This window comes from Streptomyces sp. NPDC025721 (genome assembly GCF_055558595.1).
In genome coordinates this window covers 208,263-226,180 of sequence record NZ_JBVHMF010000003.1, presented here as the reverse complement: position 1 = coordinate 226,180, position 17,918 = coordinate 208,263, and the positions used below count along the sequence as shown (strand labels likewise).

Here is a 17,918-nt window from a genome sequence, read left to right as displayed (position 1 = left end):
TCGCCGCTGTCAACCGTCCCCTTTTCCCCCCCTCCCGCGCACCCCACCCCCCCCCCCCCCCCCCCCCCCCCCCCCCCCCCGCCACCGTGTCGCTCCGCCCGGCCGGGGGCGGTCAGCGGTCCGTCACTTCCGGTCGATGAGGGTGACGTCGGAGCTGCCGTACAGCGCCATCATCCGGTCGACCAGGCCGACTTCGTTGACGTGGATCGTCATCACGATGTTCACCCGGATCATCTTCTCCTCCGGGTCCTTGGGCGGGACCGGCGGCAGCAGGCCCGACTCGGTCATCGCGGGACCCGCCAGCGGCAGGTAGTTGAAGGTCGAGACCATCGGCACCGACGCCCACTGGCCGTCCTTGGACGCCACCGGCATGGCCGCGTCCTCGAAGGCGCCGGAGAAGACGGCGGCGGCGGCGCGCTGGCTGAGCGCGTGCAGGCCGTGCTGCTCGCCGTTGCCCACCGGGTCCTCGAAGGTGCAGTCCTCGGCGTAGAGCTGGAGCAGGCCCTCCACATTGCCGTCGTTGATCATCCGACAGTGTTCGAGAATGAGCCACTTGGCCCGTTTCTCGTCGGTCATCGTGGCTGCTCCGATGGTCGGGAGGGCGGTGGGACGGGCGGTCGGGGAAGGGGTGGGACGGGAAGTCGGGAGAGGGATGGGACGGGCGGTCGGGAGAGGGGTCGGGAAGGCGTTCGGACGGCCGGGCGCAGGGCGAGGGCCGTCGGGACCTGAAGGGGAGGCCACGGCGGTCACGTGTGGACGACCGACACCGGCAGCGACTTCACTCCGAAGAAGTTCCGGTCGTAGAACTCCAGCGGCTCGCTGCGGTCGAGCCGCACGTCCTGGTAGTGGTCGAGGAGGAGATTGAGGGCCACGCGCCCCTCCAGCCGGGCCAGCGGCGCACCGATGCAGAAGTGGATGCCCTTGCCGAACGCGACGTGCGCGTTGGGCGTACGGGTGATGTCGAACCGGTCCGGGTCCTCGAACTGCCGCTCGTCGCGGTTGGCCGACGCCAGCCACGGGATGACGATCGACCGCTCGGGGATGACCACACCGCCGATCGGCACGTCCCGGGTGGTGTACCGGCCGGTGATGGTGAACGGCGGCCGGTAGCGCATCACTTCCTCCAGCGCGGCCGGGATCAGCGAGCGGTCGGCGCGCAGCGCGGCGGCTGCCTCCGGGTGCTCCTCGAAGCACAGGATCGCGCTGCTCAGCATCATCGTCGTGGTGATGTGCCCGGCGATCAGCAGCAGCCGGGCGAAGTTGACGGCCTCCTCCGACGACAGCGGCTCACCGTCCACCTCGCTGGTGGCCATCTTGCTGAGCAGGTCGTCACCGGGACGGGACCGCCGCTCCTCCAGCATGCCGTCGAGGTAGTAGTCCATCTCCTCGATCGCGGTCCGCAGGCGTTCGTAGTTCTCCGGCAGGTCGATGCCGACGATCTTGGCGGCGATGATGCGGTCCGCCCAGTGCCGGAAGATCGGCCGGTCCTCGGCCGGTACGCCCAGCAGCTCGGCGATCACGATCACCGGCAGCGGATGGGTCAGATGCCGCACCAGGTCGAAACGGTCCATGCCGTCGGTGGCGCCGAGCAGTTCCCGGCCGATCTCGGCGATCCGCGGCTCCAGTTCGGCCACGGTGCGGGGCGTGAACACCCGGCTGATCCCGCGCCGCAGATGGTGGTGCTCGGGCGGGTCGATCTGGGCCAGGTCACCGCGGGCGATCTCCGCCGCTTTCGGTGACACCGGGGTCGGGTCGGAGGAGAAGTCCTTCTGGTCCGACAGCACCCGCTGCACGTCCGCGTACCGCAGGACGTGCCAACTGCCGTTCTCGTCGCGGAACACCGGATGGTCGTCGCGCATGCGGCGCAGCCACGCGAACAGTTCAGCGCCGCCGTCGGCGGCCGACGGCGGGCTCAGCGACACAGCGGAATCGGTCACGCGAGACTCCCAGCGTATGACGCGCGGCGTGCGGATGCGGCCGTGGCCGGACACTTGTTTCACGCCGCGAATGAGGAATTATTCCGAATTTCATCGCCCGTGGACGGTAACAGCGTGCGGCAGTGGCTCAAACCCCGGAATAGGTATAGGGGGTGGGGGCCGTGTTTTAGGGGGTACCCCCGCGGGGGCAGGGGTCGTGCGGTCAATGACCCCGGTTGACTGGCCAGTTGAACGCTGATGGGATCGATTACCGGTCCACGTCCGTCCTGTCCGCAACCACGGATGACGGCGCGGAGGGCGACAATTCCGAGGCGATCGGGACGCGCACTCCGCATTCCACCGAGGCGGTGGAAAGTCTGGCGTTTTCGTGCGACCTGTATCACCCCCCGGGTCGTGGGATTCCGAAGGAGCTCTGACGTACTGGTGGCGGACACAAATGCCGACCGGAATTCGCTGAACGGACACGGCGGCGACCCCGCCGGGCCGGGCGAACCCATCGCCGTCATCGGGGTCTCCTGCCGACTGCCGGGAGCGGACGACCCGACGGCGTTCTGGGACCTGCTGCGCGGCGGCGCGGACGCCGTGACCGAACTCGCCGCGCCCCGTTGGCCGGTGGAGGGCGACGCGGACGTCGATTCGGACATCGGGAAGGGCGGTCCGGGCGCGGCCGGTCCGCAGCGCGGCGGCTTCCTAGACGCCGAGCGGATCGAGGGCTTCGACGCGGAGTTCTTCGGCGTCACGCCCCGCGAGGCCGCCCAGATGGATCCCCAGCAGCGACTCGCGCTCGAACTGGGCTGGGAGGCGCTGGAGGACGCGGGCCTCGCCGCCCTGCACCCCGCCTCCAGGAGCGGGACCCCCGAGGCCGCCTCGGCGGAGCACCCGGGGAAGACGGCTCGACAGCCCGTCGCCTACGGGGTGTTCCTCGGCGTCATCGCCGACGACTACGCGACCCTCAGCGCCCGGTCAGGACCGGCCACCGCCCACACCCTCACCGGCCTGCACCGCAGCCTCGTCGCCAACCGCATCTCCTACGCGCTGGGCCTCAACGGCCCGAGCCTGACCGTCGACGCCGGGCAGTCCTCCTCGCTGGTCTCGGTCCACCTCGCCTGCGAGAGCCTGCGCTCCGGCGAGTCGGCGGTGGCCCTGGCCGGCGGCGTGAACCTCAACCTCGTCCCGGAGACCACCGAGCGGATCACCGCCTTCGGCGCTCTTTCTCCCGACGGCCGCTGCTACACCTTCGACGAGCGCGCCAACGGCTACGTCCGCGGCGAGGGCGGCGCGGTCCTGGTCCTCAAGCGGCTGAGCGACGCCGTCGCCGACGGCGACCCGATCCGCTGCGTGCTGCTCGGCAGCGCCGTCAACAACGACGGCGGCGGCCCCGGCCTCACCAGCCCGCACCAGGCGGCGCAGGAAGATCTGCTGCGCAGCGCATACCGGCAGGCCGGGGTCGCGCCGGACGAGGTGCAGTACGTCGAACTGCACGGCACCGGCACCCGCGTCGGCGACCCGGTCGAGGCCCGCGCGCTCGGTACGGTGCTCGGCGCCGGCCGCGACCCGCGAGCGCCGCTGGCCGTCGGCTCGGTCAAGACCAACGTCGGCCACCTGGAAGGCGCCGCGGGCGTGACCGGCCTGCTCAAGCTGATCCTCAGCGTCCAGCACCGGGCACTGCCGCCGAGCCTCAACTACCGCCGCCCGAACCCGGAGATCGCGCTGGCGGACCTCCGCCTGCGGGTGCAGACCGGGGACGGGGCGACCGCCTGGCCCGACGCCGACCGGCCGCTGCTGGGCGGTGTCTCCTCCTTCGGCATGGGAGGCACCAACTGCCATGTGGTGGTGGGCGAATGGGCCGCGGCCTCGGCCTCCGTCGTCCCCGACGCGGCTGCCGCAGGCGCCGCCCCAGCGAAACGGTCACCGCTCGGTGAACTCGACCTCGTGCCCTGGCCGGTGTCCGCGCGGTCCGCCGCCGCACTGCGAGGCCAGGCCGAACGCCTGCTCGCCGTCGCCGAATCCGCCGTCGGCGAATCCGCCGATGCCGATGCCGATGCTCATGCCGACTCCGACTCCGACTCCGACTCCGGCTCCGGCTCCGACTCCGACTCCGGCTCCGGCTCCGGCTCCGGCTCCGGCTCCGGCTCCGGCTCCGACGGCGGCGGCCCGTCGAGCCTGCGCCCGGTCGGCCGGGCCCTCGCCCTCTCCCGGGCGGCGTTCGAGCACCGCGCTGTCGTCCTCGCGGCCGGACCCGCGGACGCCCGTAATGCCGTCGGCATGCTCGCCACCGGCATGCCCGCGGCCGGTCTCGTGAGCGGCGCGGTGCGCGCCGGAGGCAGCCGGGTGGCCCTGGTGTTCCCGGGCCAGGGCTCGCAGTGGGCGGGCATGGCGATGCAACTGCTCGCCACCTCACCGGTGTTCGCGTCCCGGATGGGGGAGTGCGACACGGCGCTGGCCCCGTATCTCACCAGCTCGGTGGTCGAGGCGATCCGGGAGGGCGCCCTGGACGACGTGGTCGTCGTCCAGTCGGCGCTGTGGGCGGTGATGGTGTCGCTGGCCGAGGTGTGGCGCGCCGCCGGTGTCGAGCCCGGCGCCGTCATCGGGCACAGCCAGGGCGAGATCGCCGCCGCCTGCGTCGCGGGCGCGCTGTCCGTCGAGGACGGGGCGAAGACGGTCGCGCTGCGGGCGAAGGTGATCGGCGCGTCGCTGTCGGGCCGCGGAGGGATGCTCTCGGTCGGGCTGCCCGTCGGCGCGGTCCTCGAACGCCTCACGCGCTGGGGCGACCGGCTGTGCGTCGGATCGGTCAACGGGCCTTCTTCCACCGTGGTGTCGGGCGAGCTGGACGCGCTTGCCGAACTGCGGGCCGCCTGCGACGCCGAGGGCATCCGCGCCCGGCGCGTCGACATCGACTACGCGTCGCACTCGGTCCAGGTCGACGCGATCCGGGAGGAGGTGCTGGACGCCCTGGCCGGCATCACCCCGGTGGCGTCCGACGTGCTCTTCTACTCCACGGTCACCGGCGGCCGGCTCGACACCCGGGAGCTGGACGCCGCGTACTGGCTCGCCAACCTCCGCGGGCAGGTGCGGTTCGACGAGACCGTACGCGCGCTGCTGGCGGACGGGTTCGGCTACTTCGTGGAGGCCAGCGCGCACCCCGTGCTGGCGGTGGGCCTGGCCGAGACGTTCGAGGACGCCGGGTTCGACGCGGTGGCGCTCGGCACGCTGCGCAGGAACCAGGGCGGCCAGGAACGCTTCCTGACCTCGCTGGCCGAGGGCTGGGTACGCGGCCTGCCGGTCGACTGGCAGGCCGTGTTCGCCGACACGCCCCCGGCCCAAGTGGCCCTTCCCACCTACGCGTTCCAGCGCCGCCGCCACTGGCTGGACACCGCGACCGGCCGCCGTCGCCGACGCGCGGGAACCGCCGCCGTACCGGCCCACCGCACCGTCCGGGACGCCGAGCACGGCGAGGACCGGGACTCCGGCGCCGAACCGGCCGCCGCCTCCTCGTTCGCCGCCCGACTGGCCGCGCTGCGCCCGGCCGAGCGGGATTCGACGCTGCTGCGCTTCGTTCTGGCGCACGCGGCGGCGGTCGCGGGACAGCCGTCGCCGGACGCACTCGACCCCGAACAGACCTTCAAGAACCTCGGGTTCGACTCGCACCTGTCGGTCCAGCTCCGCAACCGGATCGCCGAGCAGGCCGAGGTGGCGATGCCCGCCACCGTCCTCTTCGACCAGCCCACGCCGTCCGCGCTCGCCCGCCACCTGCGCGCCGCCCTGCTCGACGCGGGACCCGCGGCGAACGACACCGCGGCGCCCCCCGCTGACCACCCGGACGCCGACGACTCCCCGATCGCCATCGTCGCCATGGCCTGCCGACTGCCCGGCGGCGTCGACTCGCCCGAGGCGCTGTGGGACGTCGTCGCGGACGGCCGGGACGTCATCGGCGACTTCCCCGACAACCGCGGCTGGGACATCGAGCGCCTCTACGACCCGCAGGCGCGGCGCGCGGCCACCAGCTACGTCCGGCACGGCGGATTCCTCGACGGCGCACCGGACTTCGACGCCGGGCTGTTCGGGATCTCACCGCGCGAGGCCCTGGCCATGGACCCGCAGCAGCGCCTGCTGCTGGAGACCTCGTGGGAGGCGGTCGAGCGCGCCGGGATGGACCCGCTGTCCTTGCGCGGCACCCGCACCGGCGTCTTCTTCGGCGCGATGTTCCAGGAGTACGGGCCGCAGCTCCAGTACGGCGCGGACGGCGTCGAGGGCCACCGGCTCACCGGCACCCTCACCAGCGTCGCCTCGGGACGGCTGGCCTACACGCTGGGCCTCGAGGGCCCGGCCGTCACCCTGGACACGGCCTGCTCGTCGTCCCTGGTCGCACTGCACTGGGCGGTACGGTCGCTGCGGTCGGGCGAGTGCACGATGGCGATCGCGGGCGGCGTCACAATCATGTCCACGCCCGGCATGTTCGTGGAGCTGAGCCGACAGGGGGCGCTGTCCCCCGACGGCCGCTGCAAGGCGTTCTCCGCCGCCGCCGACGGCACCGGCTGGTCCGAGGGCGTCGGCGTCCTCGTGGTCGAGCGGCTCTCCGACGCGCGCCGCAACGGCCACCAGGTGCTGGCCCTGATCCGCGGCTCCGCCACCAACCAGGACGGCGCGAGCAACGGCCTGACCGCGCCGCACGGCCCCTCGCAGGAGCGGGTGATCCGTGACGCGCTCGCCGACGCGCGGGTCGCCGCCGCCGACGTGGACGTGGTCGAGGCGCACGGCACCGGCACGACGCTCGGCGACCCGATCGAGGCGCAGGCGCTGCTGGCCACCTACGGGCGGAGCCGCCCCGAGGACCGGCCGCTCCGGCTCGGCTCGGTCAAGTCCAACATCGGGCACACCCAGGCCGCGGCGGGCATCGCGGGCGTGATCAAGATCGTGCAGGCCCTGCACCACGAGGAGCTGCCCCGCACTCTGCACGCGGACGTTCCCTCGCCGCACGTCGACTGGTCCGGCGCCGTCACGCTCCTCACCGAACCGGTGGCGTGGAAGCGCGGGGACCGGCCGCGGCGCGCGGGCGTCTCGTCGTTCGGCATCAGCGGCACGAACGCGCACGTGATCCTGGAGGAGGCGGAGGCTCCCGTAAGCGCTCCGGCCGCGCCCGGCGCGTCCGAGGCCGAGGTCGAGTCCGTATCCGCTTCGGCATCCGTATCCGCTTCCGCTTCCGAGGGCGGGGCCGGGGACCCGCGGGCGCTCACGATCCTCACCGGCGCCCCCGCACCGTGGCCGGTGTCAGGACAGTCGGCCGCCGCGCTGCGCGCCCAGGCCGCCCGTCTCCGCGACTGGACGGGCGAGGCCGGGGGAGACGGCCCCGCGAGCACGGGCGACGGCCGGGCCGCCACCGGCCATGCCCTGGCCACCGCCCGCGCCGTACTCGAACACCGGTCCGTCGTGCTCGCCGCCGACCCCGACGGGACCCGTGACGCGCTGACCGCCGTCGCCGTCGGCGCGCCCACCCCCCACGCCGTCGTCGGCGCGGCCGACCTGCGCGGCCGGACCGTGTTCGTCTTCCCCGGCCAGGGCTCCCAGTGGCGCGGCATGGCTGCCGAACTCCTCGACACCTCACCGGTGTTCGCCCGCCGCTTCGCCGAGTGCGAGCGGGAGGCGGCCGCCTACGTCGACTGGTCCGCCACCGCTGTGCTGCGCGCCGCCCCGGACGCGCCGCCGCTCGACCGGATCGACGTACTCCAACCGGTGCTGTTCGCCGTCAATGTGTCCCTGGCCGCGATGTGGCGCGCCGCGGGCGTCGAGCCGGCCGCCGTCGTCGGCAGCAGCCAGGGCGAGATCGCCGCGGCCTGCGTCGCGGGCGCCCTCACCCTCGCCGACGCCGTCCGTATCGTCGTCCTGCGCAGCGCGCTCTTCGGCGAGGAACTCGTCGGCAACGGCGCCGTCGCCTCGGTCGCGCTGAGCGCGCGGGCGCTGGAAGAGCGGCTGGCCGCGTGGGACGGCCGCCTCACCGCGGCCGGACGCAACGGACCCACCGCGCAGACCGTCGCCGGGGACGAGACCTCGCTCGCCGAATTCGTCGCCGCCTGCAAGGACGAGGGGATCAGGGCCCGCGTCATCGGCTCCACCGTCGCCTCGCACTGCGCCCAGGTCGACCCGCTGCGCGACCGCATCACGCAGATGTTCGCCGACGTCACGCCCGCCGCGGGCGACGTCCCGTTCTACTCGACCGTCACCGGCGGCGCGCTCGACGGAGACGGGCTCGACGCCGACTACTGGTTCGAGAACGCCCGCAGGCCGGTCGACTTCGAGACCGCCGTCCACACACTCCTCGACGACGGCTTCCGGTACTTCGTCGAGATCAGCGCCCACCCCGTACTCACCCCCGCCATGCAGGAGACGTTCGAGTACGCCGGGACCGACGCCCTCGCCCTCGGCACGCTCCGCCGCGACGAAGGCGGCGCCGACCGCTTCCTCACCTCCGTCGCCGAAGGCTGGGTCCGCGGCCTGCCCGGCGTCGACTGGACCCGCCTGCTGCCCGCGACCGACGGGCGCCGCGTCCACCTGCCCACCTACGCCTTCCAACGGGCGCGGTACTGGCTGGAGTCGGCGGCGGGCGCGGGCGCGGGAACGGACGGCCTCGGCCTGTCCGCCACCGGGCACCCGATGCTGGGCGCGGCCGTACAACTCGCCGACACCGACGCCCTGTTGCTCACGGGCCGGATCTCGCTGCGCACCCATCCGTGGCTGGCGGACCACGCCGCTCTCGACACGGTGCTGCTGCCCGGCGCGGCCTTCGCCGAACTGGCCCTGCACGCGGCTGAGTTGACCGGATGCGCCCAGGTCGAGGAACTCACCCTGGAAGCACCGCTGGTCCTCACGGGCCAGGACGGCGTGCACCTCCAGCTCACCGTCGGCGCACCGGACGCGACCGGCCGCCGCGAACTGCGAATCCACTCACGACCCGACCGCGCCGACGCGCACGACGACTCCGGAAGCGTCGACACCGGCCCCTGGGTCCGGCACGCCGCGGGCGTCCTCGCCTCCGAGGCGCCCACCGCTCCCGAACCCCTGACCGCCTGGCCCCCGGCCGACGCCCGGCCGGTGCCCGTCGAGGAGTTCTACGCGGACCTGGACGCGACCGGTTACGGCTACGGTCCGGCCTTCCGCCGCGTCCGCGCCGCCTGGCGGTCGGGTCAGCACCTCTACGCCGACGTCGCCCTCGCCGACGAGCAGGCCACCGAAGCCGGATCGTACGGCGTCCATCCCGCCCTGCTGGACGCCGCGTTGCACATCTGCCTGGCCCATGTCGAGGGCCTGCGGCTGCCGTTCGCCTGGCGCGGGCTCGCCCTGCACGCCGTCCACGCCTCGGCGGTCCGCGTCCGCGTCACTCCCGACGGCCCGGACACCGTCGCCCTGACCCTCGCGGACGCCACCGGCGCGCCCGTCGCGTCCATCGAGGCGCTCACCCTGCTGCCCGTCGGCGAGGCGCTGTTGAGCCCGGCGGGAGGCCCCGCGAACACCCCTGCGGACCAGGCGCTCTTCCGGCTCGACTGGCAGCCCGCCGCGACCGCGGAGCCCGCCGCCGAATGGCTGGCCGTCGGTCCCGGCACGGGCGACGACGGCGTGCCCGACATCGCGGAACTGCTCGCCCGCATCGACGCGGGCGCCATCGAGGCGCCGCCGACGGCACTGGTACGGCTCGGCGGGTGGGGGCACGAGGAGCCGGGCGGCGCGAAGGGTGCGCCGGGCGACGGCGACGGCTACGGGAGCGGGGCGTCGGGTTACGACGGCGGCCAGCCTGTCGGCGCGAACGGTGTCCTCGGCGACGGGAGTGGGACGGCGGCCCACGAGGGCGGGACGCCGGCTCGTACGCCGGTCGACGCGGCACTGCCCGCCCGCGCCCACGCAGCGACCGCCGAGGCGCTGGCCCTGCTCAAGACCTGGCTCGGCGACGAGCGGCTGAGCACGTCGCGCCTGGTCGTGCTGACGCGCGGGGCGGTGGCGGCGGGACCCGACGAGGCCGTCGCCGATCTGGCGACGGCACCCGTCTGGGGCCTGATCCGCAGCGCCCAGTCCGAGCACCCCGGCCGCCTCGTCCTGGTCGACACGGACGACACACCGGCGTCCCGGGACGCACTGGCCACGGCCGTCGCCACCGCCGTCGCGCGGGACGAGGCGCAGATCGCCTTGCGCGCGGGCGAGACACGGCTGCCCCGGCTGGTCCGCGCCACCCCCGGCGCCGCGTCCGAGACGCCCGGCACCCAGAGCGACCCGCACACCGCCGAGGCCGACCCGCACGGCACGGTCCTGATCACCGGCGGGACCGGCGCCCTCGGCTCGCTGCTGGCCGGTCACCTGGTCACCGAACACGGCGTCCGGCACCTCGTCCTGACCAGCCGCCGCGGACCCGACACGGACGGCGCCGCCGACCTCAGGGCCCGGCTCCGCGCCGACGGCGCGGAGACCGTCGACATCGTCGCCTGCGACGCGGCCGACCGAACGGCGCTGGCCGCCCTGCTGGACTCCGTTCCCCCCGACCGGCCGCTGACCGGCGTGGTGCACGCGGCCGGTGTGCTCGACGACGGACTCGTGCTGTCCCTCACCGACGACCAACTGTCCCGCGTGCTGACGCCGAAGGTGGACGCGGCGGTCCATCTGCACGAGCTGACACGGCACTTGGACCTGTCGCTGTTCGTGCTGTTCTCCTCCATCGCCGCGACCTTCGGCAACCCCGGCCAGGCCGACTACGCCGCCGCCAACGCCTTCCTCGACGCCCTCGCCGCGCGCCGCCGCGCCGAGGGCCTGCCCGCGCACTCCCTCGCCTGGGGCCTGTGGGAGGAAGTCGGCAGCATGCGCGCCCACTTGGACGACGGCGACCTCGCCTGGCTGCGCGCCTCCGGCGTCCGCCCGCTGGCCGCCGACCTCGGCCTGGCCCTGTTCGACGCGGCCACCGCCACCGACACGTCCTGCCTCGTCCCCGTCTCGCTCGACCTGACCGCCCTGCGCACCGAGGCCGCCCGCGGCTCCCTGCGGCCCGCCTTCCGCAGCCTGGTCCGCGCACGGCGCACCGCCGCCGCTGCCGCACCGGCCGACAGCGCCAGCGACCTGCGGCACCGCCTCACCGGCCTCGATCCGCAGGAACAGGACCGGCTCCTGCTCGATCTGATCCGTGAACAGGCCGCAGCCGTCCTCGCGTTGCCGACACCGGACACGATTTCCGCGCGCCGCAGCTTCAAGGAGTTCGGCTTCGACTCGCTGACCGCCCTGCAACTCCGCAACGCCCTCGCCACGTCCACCGGCCTCCGGCTCCCCGCCACCCTCGTCTTCGACTACCCGACGCCCCAGGCGCTCACCGGCTTCCTCCGCACCCTCGTGCTGGGCGCCGACCGGCCGGGCCGGCCGGCGGCAACGGCCCCGGCCGACGCGGCAGTCCGGGCGTCCGCTCCGGACAGTGACACCGATCCGGTGGTGATTGTGGGGATGGCGTGTCGGTATCCGGGTGGTGTGGGTTCGCCTGAGGAGTTGTGGTCGCTGGTTGCTTCGGGTGGGGATGCGGTGTCGGGGTTCCCGGTGGACCGGGGGTGGGACATCGGGGAGTTGTTTGATCCGAATCCTGGTGTGGCGGGGCGGAGTTATGCGCGTGAGGGTGGGTTCCTTTATGGGGCGGGTGAGTTTGATGCGGGTTTCTTCGGGGTGTCTCCGCGTGAGGCGTTGTCGATGGATCCGCAGCAGCGGCTGTTGCTGGAGGCGTCGTGGGAGGTGTTGGAGCGGGCGGGTATTGATCCCGGTTCGCTGAAGGGCAGTTCGACGGGTGTCTTCACCGGAGTCATGCACCACGACTACGGCTCCACCGGCGACCGCCCCGAAGAACTGGAGGGCTACGCCGTCACCAGCACGCAGGGCAGCGTCGCCTCCGGCCGGGTCTCGTACACCTTCGGGTTCGAGGGTCCGGCGATGACGGTGGACACGGCGTGCTCGTCGTCGCTGGTCGCGATGCACCTGGCGGCGCAGGCCCTGCGGTCGGGGGAGTGCTCGCTCGCCCTGGCCGGAGGCGTCACCGTCATGGCGACCCCGTGGGTCTTCGTGGAGTTCAGCCGCCAGCGGGGCATGGCGCCCGACGGCCGCAGCAAGGCGTTCTCGGCGGCGGCGGACGGCGCCGGGTGGGGCGAAGGTGTCGGTGTCCTGCTGCTGGAGCGGCTGTCGGACGCGCGGCGCAACGGCCACCGGGTGCTGGCGGTGATGCGGGGCTCCGCGGTGAACCAGGACGGTGCGTCGAACGGGCTGACCGCGCCCAATGGTCCGTCGCAGGAGCGGGTGATCCGGGCCGCGTTGGACAGTGCCGGTCTGACGGCCGCCGATATCGACGCCGTCGAGGCGCACGGGACCGGCACGGCACTGGGCGACCCGATCGAGGCGCAGGCGCTGCTCGCGACGTACGGGCAGGAGCGGGCCGGTGAACTGCCCCTGTGGCTGGGCTCGGTGAAGTCGAACATCGGCCACACGCAGGCCGCCGCCGGGGTCGCGGGCGTCATCAAGATGGTCCAGGCGATGCGCCACGGTGTGCTGCCGCGCACGCTCCACGTGGATGAGCCGACGCCGCACGTCGACTGGTCGAGCGGCGCCGTCGAGTTGCTGACCGACTCCCAGGACTGGTCCCCGGGCGACCGCCCGCGCCGGGCCGCCGTTTCGTCGTTCGGCATCAGCGGGACGAACGCGCACGTGATCCTGGAGGAGGCCGAGCCGTCGCGGACCTCCGAGCCCGACGTCGCGCCGGAGGCAGGCCCGTTGGGGTCGCTGACGGTGGTGCCGTGGGTGGTGTCCGCGCGGTCGGCGGACGCGCTGCGCGGACAGGCCGGACGCCTGGCGTTCTTCGTCGAGGCGGGCGGCGCGGAGAACTCCCCGGCGGACGTCGGCCTCTCCCTCGCGACGTCCCGCACCGCGCTGGAGCACCGGAGCGTGGTGCTGGCCCCGGACATCGCCGAGGCCGTCTCGGGGCTCGGCGCCCTGGCCGACGACACCCCGGCCGCCCGCGTGGTGTCGGGCGCGACGGTGCGGGACCCCGGCCGGGTGGTGTTCGTGTTCCCGGGTCAGGGGTCGCAGTGGGCGGGGATGGCGGTGGAGTTGCTTGCTTCGTCCCCGGTGTTCGGGGCGCGGTTGGCGGAGTGTGATGCGGCGCTGCGTCCTTACGTGGGGTTGTCGGTGGTGGAGGCGATTCGTAGCGGGGCTCTGGATGACGTGGTGGTGGTTCAGGGTGCGTTGTGGGCGGTGATGGTGTCGCTGGCTTCGGTGTGGCGGTCGGTGGGCGTTGAGCCGGGCGCGGTGATCGGTCACAGTCAGGGTGAGATCGCGGCGGCGTGTGTGGCGGGTGCTCTCTCCGTTGAGGACGCGGCGAAGGTCGTGGCTCTGCGGGCGAAGGCGATTCGCGGGACCTTGTCCGGCAACGGTGGGATGGTCTCGGTCGCGCTCCCGGCGGAGGCGGTACGGGAGCGGATCGCGCGCTGGGACGGTCGTATTTCTGTCGCGTCGGTGAACGGGCCTTCGTCCACGGTCGTTTCGGGTGAGCCCGGCGCGTTGGATGAGCTGCTGACGGCGTGTGAGGCCGAGGGCGTACGGGCGCGCCGTATCGATGTGGACTACGCGTCGCACTCGGCACAGGTGGACGCCATACGCGGGGAAGTAGTTGAGGCTCTGTCCGGCATCGAACCGGCAACCTCCGATGTCCCGTTCTACTCGACGGTGACCGGCGGCCGTATCGACACGAGCACGCTGGACGCGGCGTACTGGGTGACCAACCTCCGCCAGGAAGTCCGTTTCGACGAGACCGTCCGGGCCCTACTGGCGGACGGGTTCGGCTACTTCATCGAGTCCAGCCCGCACCCGGTCCTGGCTGTCGGCTTGGCGGAGACGTTCGAGGACGCGGGCTCCGACGCCGTGGCCCTGGGCACCCTCCGCCGCGAAGAGGGCGGCCAGGAACGCTTCCTCACCTCCCTCGCCGAAGGCTGGGTACGGGGCCTCCCCGTCGACTGGCGGTCCGTCTTCGCCGGAACCCCCGCCCACCACGTCGACCTGCCCACGTACGCCTTCCAGCACGAGCGCTACTGGCTGACCGGTGAGGGCAGCCGCAGCGGCGATCCCAGCGGGCTCGGGCAGGAGGCCGTCGATCACCCGCTGTTGGGTGCGGTGGTGCGCCTGGCGGATTCGGATCAGGTCGTGTTCACGGGCCGGTTGTCGCTGGCGTCGCACGCGTGGCTGGGCGATCACCGGGTGGAGGGGACCGTCCTGGTGCCGGGCGCGGCCCTGGCCGAATGGGCGTTGCGCGCGGCGGACGAGGTCGGGGCCGGGCGGGTCGAGGAGTTGACGCTCCAGGTGCCGTTGGTGGTGCCGGAGGGCGGCGGCGTACAGGTGCAGGTCTCCGTCGGCGCGCCCGACGCGGACGGGCGGCGCGAACTCGGCATCCACTCCCGCACGGAGAGCGCCGCGCCGGGCGACCGGCCCTGGACGCGCAACGCCGCCGGCACGCTGCTCGACGGCAGCCCTGACACCCCGGACACGCTCACCGCGTGGCCGCCGCCGGGCGCCGAGCCGGTGCCGGTCGACGGCTTCTACGAGCGGGCAGCGGCGGCCGGTTACGGCTACGGCCCTGCCTTCCAGGGCCTGCGGGCCGCATGGCGCGACGGCGACGAGCTCTACGCGGAAGTGGCGTTGCCGGAGGCCGCGGCCAAGGACGCGGCCCGGTTCGGCATCCATCCCGCCCTGCTCGACGCCGCGATCCAGGCCGTCCTGCTGGAACACCCTCACGGCTCGCCGGTCCGGCTGCCGTTCGTCTGGTCCGATGTCGTGCTGGGCGCGGTCGGCGCGACCTCCGTACGCGTACGGCTGCGGGCCTCGGGACCTGACACGGTGTCAGTGACGGTGACCGACACCGAAGGCGCCCTGGTCCTGTCGGTGACGTCCCTCGTGCTGCGCGCGGTGTCGGGCGACCAGCTCCGCGGTACCGGCGCGGACCCGGTCGACGGCCTGTTCCGGGTGGACTGGGTCCGCGCGACGCCTACGGAGGCCGACGCGGCGACGGCCGACTGCGTCCTCGTGCCGGGGACAGCGGGCCTCGCGGCCCTGGCCGCCGCCTCAGAGTCGGTTCCGCCGCTGGTCGGCGTGGTCCTGCCCCCGGCGTCAGTCTCCGGCGATGTGCCGGGTGCGGTGGCGGAGGCGGTGGCCAGTGCGCTGGGTCTGGTCCAGGAGTGGCTGGTAGAGGAGCGGTTCGCTGATTCGCGGTTGGTCTTCCTCACCCGTGGCGCGGTGTCCACTCACAGCGGTGAGCCTGTCGCAGATCTCGTCCACGCCCCGGTGTGGGGCCTGGTGCGCAGCGCGCTCGCCGAGAACCCCGGGCGCCTGCTGCTGGTCGACACCGACCACGACGTGGAGACGGCCGCGGAGCTCGGTGTGGTGCTCGGTGTCGCGGTGGCGGCGGGTGAGCCGCAGGTGGCGGTGCGCGGTGGTGAGGTGCTGGTGCCGAGGCTGGTGCGGGCGCCTGCCGGTGGCGGGGGTTTGGTGCCGCCCGCCGAGGGCGCGTGGCGACTGGTCGCCTCCGAAGGGACGCTCGACGGGCTGGCCCTGGCCCCCCACCCCGCTGCCGACGCGCCGCTCGCCCCCGGCCAGATCCGGGTCGGTATCCGCGCGGCCGGTGTCAACTTCCGTGACGTCGTGGTCAGTCTGGGCATGGTCGGCACTGAGGAATCGCTCGGCTGCGAGGGTGCGGGTGTCGTGGTCGAGGTCGGGCCCGATGTCGCGGGTGTTGTGGTGGGTGACCGGGTGATGGGTCTGCTGCCGGAGTCGTTCGGGCCGTTGGCGGTGGTGGACGAGCGGTTGGTCGTCCGGGTGCCGGAGGGCTGGAGCTTCGAGCAGGCCGCCGCCGTCCCCGCGGTGTTCCTCACGGCGTGGATCGGTCTCGCCGATCTCGGCGAACTGCGTTCCGGGCAGCGGGTGTTGATCCATGCGGCGACCGGTGGTGTGGGGATGGCGGCCACGCAGTTGGCCCGGCACTGGGGTGCCGAGGTCTTCGGGACGGCCAGCGAGGGCAAGTGGGAAACCCTCCGGGACATGGGCTTTGACGCCGAGCACATCGCGTCCTCCCGGACTCTGGCCTTCGAGGACGCCTTCATGACCGCCACCGGGGGCGACGGAGTCGACGTCGTACTGGACTGCCTGGCGCGGGAGTTCGTGGACGCGTCGTTGCGGTTGCTGCCGCGCGGCGGCCGGTTCCTGGAGATGGGCAAGACCGACATCCGCGACCCGGAGGCCGTCGCCGCCGAGCACCCCGGTGTGACCTACCGGGCCTACGACCTGGCGAAGGCGGACCCGCAGCGAGTCGGCGAGATCCTGCGGGAGTTGGCGGGGTTGTTCGCGGAGGGTGTGCTGGAGCCGTTGCCGGTGCGGGTGTGGGACGTACGGCGGGCGGACGAGGCGTTGCGGTTCATGTCGCAGGCGCGGCATGTCGGCAAGGTCGCGCTGCGTCTTCCCCGCCGGGTGGATGCCGCGAGTGCGGTGGTGATCACGGGTGGGACGGGTCTGCTGGGCGGGCTGGTGGCCCGGCATCTGGTGGCCTCGTACGGGGTCCGGGATCTGGTGCTGGCCAGCCGACGAGGCGAGGAGGCTCCCGGTGCGGCCGAGTTGGTGGCGGAGTTGGTGGCGGCCGGTGCGCGGGTCGAGGTCGTGGCGTGTGATGTCGCGGTCCGGGACGATGCGGCCGGGCTGCTCGCGCGCTTCGGCGGGGACCGGCCGTTGGGCGGCGTGGTGCACTGCGCGGGCGCGCTGGACGACGCGCTGATCGGTGGTCTGGACGAAGGCCGGGTGCGCGCGGTGTTGGGCGCGAAGGTGGATGCGGCGTGGCATCTGCATGAGCTGACCCGGGACCTGGACCTGTCGTTGTTCGTGCTGTTCTCGTCGCTCGCGGGCGTGGTGGGCACGGCGGGGCAGGCGAACTACGCGGCGGCGAACACGTTCCTGGACGCTCTGGCCGGTGTGCGCCGTACGAGTGGTGCGGCGGGTGTGTCGATGGCGTGGGGACACTGGGCCACCGACTCGGAGTTGACCGGTTCGCTCGATGAGGTCGACCGGGCACGTCTGGCCCGTTCTGGTGTGGTGCCAATGAGCGTCGAGCAGGGAATTGGCCTGTTCGACGCGGCCGTGAACTGGGACACGCCGCTCGCCGTCACGGCCCGCCTCGCGCCCGAGACGGCGGACGAGCAGACCGCGGGAGATGCCTTCCGCGCGCTCGCGCGCGGCCTGACGAGCCGTACCCCGCGGCGCCGTACCGCCAAAGCCGCTGTCCCTGCGGAGCGTTCGGGCGGCGCGGACCTGGCCGCGCGCCTCGCCGCGCTCGGAGCCGCCGAGCGCAGCGCCGTGCTCGTCGACATGGTGCGCACCAACGTCGCGGCGGTGCTCGGCCACGGATCGTCGGCCGCCGTCGATCCGGCGCGCGCGTTCAAGGAACTGGGCTTCGACTCGCTGACCGGTGTCGAACTGCGCAACCGCCTCGGCACCGCCACCGGACAGCGGCTCGCGGCCACCGTGGTCTTCGACCACCCCACCCCCGACGCCCTCGCCGCGCACCTGCTCGGCACGCTGCTGCCCGACGAACAACCGCCAGGTGCCGATGAACTCCTGGCCGAACTGGCGGCGTTGGAGACCCAGCTCGCCACCGTCGCGGCCGAGGACGTGGACGCGGACCAGCGCGCCGCGGTCGGCCGCCGACTGGAGACACTGCTCGCTTTCTGGCGCGACTCCGGCACCGAGACCGGCTCAGGCACACGCGAGACCGGTGCCGCCGACCGGCTGAAGTCGGCATCCGCCGACGAGGTGCTGGATTTCATCAACAACGAGCTCGGGATCTCCTGAGCGGCCTCGCCCGGCGCGGCGGCACGAGCGCCGGCCGGGCCACACGACGCAGGACATCCCGTAACCGCTCGGAGGAGGAACGCCTCGGATGACGAACGACGA

The 17,918-nt window shown here is 73.5% G+C and carries 3 protein-coding genes; 1 reads left to right on the top strand and 2 read right to left on the bottom strand.

Features of this window, described 5'->3' with window-relative positions:
• Nucleotides 1–123: 123 nt before the first annotated feature.
• On the bottom strand, nt 124–576 hold the full coding sequence (locus ACZ4EF_RS07190) for a nuclear transport factor 2 family protein (RefSeq protein ID WP_401306948.1): 453 nt from the start codon (nt 574–576) through the stop codon (nt 124–126).
• A 170-nt stretch (nt 577–746) separates the two neighbouring features.
• Nucleotides 747–1,937, bottom strand: a complete 1,191-nt coding sequence (locus ACZ4EF_RS07185; protein ID WP_355332734.1) for a cytochrome P450 — start codon at nt 1,935–1,937, stop codon at nt 747–749.
• 423 nt (nt 1,938–2,360) lie between these two features.
• Here ACZ4EF_RS07185 and ACZ4EF_RS07180 point away from each other — a divergent pair, with 423 nt between their 5' ends.
• Nucleotides 2,361–17,816, top strand: a complete 15,456-nt coding sequence (locus ACZ4EF_RS07180) for an SDR family NAD(P)-dependent oxidoreductase (protein WP_467503208.1) — start codon at nt 2,361–2,363, stop codon at nt 17,814–17,816.
• Nucleotides 17,817–17,918 lie beyond the last annotated feature (102 nt).

What these genes read in the sequence shown, in the direction of transcription:
- ACZ4EF_RS07190 (WP_401306948.1), bottom strand. Translation starts at nt 576, where the DNA reads ATGACCGACGAGAAACGGGCCAAGTGGCTCATTCTCGAACACTGTCGG.